Below are 1790 nucleotides of genomic sequence, written 5' to 3'. Positions count from 1 at the left end.
ACCACGAGGCCGCGGGGGGCCCCCTGGGCCCCCCCGACGGCCCCTCGTGAGGAGTGCCGCTCACGCTGCGTTCCAGCGCGCGGCCTCGTCCTTACGCGGCCGACCGCGTCCCCGCTTGCGCGGGACTACGCGACCGTCGATGAAGACCTCGCCTCCCCAGACCCCCCAGGGCTCGGCGCGCTCGACCGCGCCCTCGAGGCACGTCGCCTTGAGCGGGCAGTCGCCGCACATGGCCTTGGCTCGCTCGACGTCGTCACCGCGCTCGGCGAACCAGAGGTCCAGGTTGTCGGGGTCCTGGCAGGGAAGGGAGAGGTCGGGCTCGTCGGTCGCCGCAGGCGACGGCCAGCTCGTCGCCGACCCGGGGATCGTGTCAAAAGGTGATGTGTACTTCACGGGGTGCTCCTGAGGCACTCGTTCGGTCAGCCGGTCTGGGCCGGAGGTGAACGCCTCGTCTGCCATCGATGGCAGTGACGAGAAGTCAGCCGCGGGCCGGTGGCCCCGCGACTGAACGCGAGGAACGCGTCAGGAAGCGGAGCCGGGGCAGGCGCTACGGGTCGAATCGACCGCGCCGCCGGTGGGGATGGGCAGAGCGCTCATCCCCCGATTGCGGATACCTCGATCGAAGAGGACGCCGCTGGGAGCGATCGTTGGGCCGTAGGCCTGAATCTCGTTGATCACAGCAACTCCACCTCCTCAAGATCGGGGACCCTCATGCTGGCTAGGCCAGGTCCGGACTCACAGAACACAGGAGACGTTACACGCCCTCCGGACCTCGTCCAAGGTATTAATCGAGATTCTTTTCGGCGATGTTCGACGGCGGTGCGTTCGCCGGTCATCGAGGCTCAGGTCGTGGGGTCCTCGCCACGGACCACGGCAAGAATCTGGGCCCCGTACGCCTCGATCTTGGTTGGTCCGACGCCACGAAGGATGGCGAGCTGGCGCAGCTCGCGCGGTTGCGCCGCCGCGATCGCCACGAGCGTGGAGTCGTGCAGCACGGTGAAGGCGGGCTTGTCGATCGCGGTGGCGACGCGTGCGCGCCAGGTGCGGAGCCGGTCGACGAGGTCGGGGTCGACATCCTCGGCCGCGGGGGCGGACCGGACCGGTGCGACCTTCGCGTGCCTGCTCGAACGGCGACCGGTCGTGCCGGCCTCAGGCCAGATGCCGTCGAGGAAGCGGGAGTGTCGGCGCGTGCCGCGGCCACCGGCGTTGCGGGATCGCGCGAAGGACAGGTGCAGGTGTTCGCGGGCACGGGTGATGCCCACGTAGAGCAGGCGGCGCTCCTCGGCGATCGCATCGTCACCCTCGGCGAGCGAGATCGGCAGCAAGCCCTCGCTGATACCGACGAGGAACACGGCGTCCCATTCCAGGCCCTTGGCGGCATGCAGGGAGGCGAGCGTGACGCCGTCGACCGTGGGGGCGTGCTGGGCGGCGGCCCGCTCCACCAGCTCGTCGACGAAGCCCTGCATGGTGGCGGCGCGGGCAGCGGCGAGCTCCTCAGCCAGCTGCACGAGCGCGTTGAGCGACTCCCACTTCTCCCGGGTCGCACCGCGGGCTGCGGGTGGTTCCGGCTGCCAGCCGGCACCGGTGAGGACCGCGCGCACATGTTCCGGCATGGTGCCGTCGGTCTGGGCGCGTGCGGCGCCGCGGAGCAACACCATCGCCTCGCGCACCTCGGTGCGCGAGAAGAAGCGTTCGCCGCCGCGGACCAGGTACCCGATGCCCGCCTGCGCGAGCGCCTGCTCGACCTGTGGCTGGGAGAGCGCGACGAGATCTGCGTGGTCGGTGACGTG

At 70.6% G+C, this 1790-nt stretch carries 2 protein-coding genes; both read right to left on the bottom strand.

Features of this window, described 5'->3' with window-relative positions; translation table 11 throughout:
* Positions 1 to 60 precede the first annotated feature (60 nt).
* Complete coding sequence (locus ACOJSN_RS09475) at positions 61 to 393, bottom strand: WhiB family transcriptional regulator (RefSeq protein WP_420112249.1); 333 nt, start codon at positions 391 to 393, stop codon at positions 61 to 63.
* 449 nt (positions 394 to 842) lie between these two features.
* The coding region (locus tag ACOJSN_RS09470; RefSeq protein WP_420112248.1) for a 3'-5' exonuclease at positions 843 to 1790 on the bottom strand (948 nt) is incomplete at its 5' end.

The organism is Pseudactinotalea sp., assembly GCF_048594945.1.
GTDB lineage: Bacteria > Actinomycetota > Actinomycetes > Actinomycetales > Beutenbergiaceae > Pseudactinotalea.
Note: the sequence above shows the minus strand (reverse complement) of the source record. Positions and strands in the feature narration are given on the sequence as shown.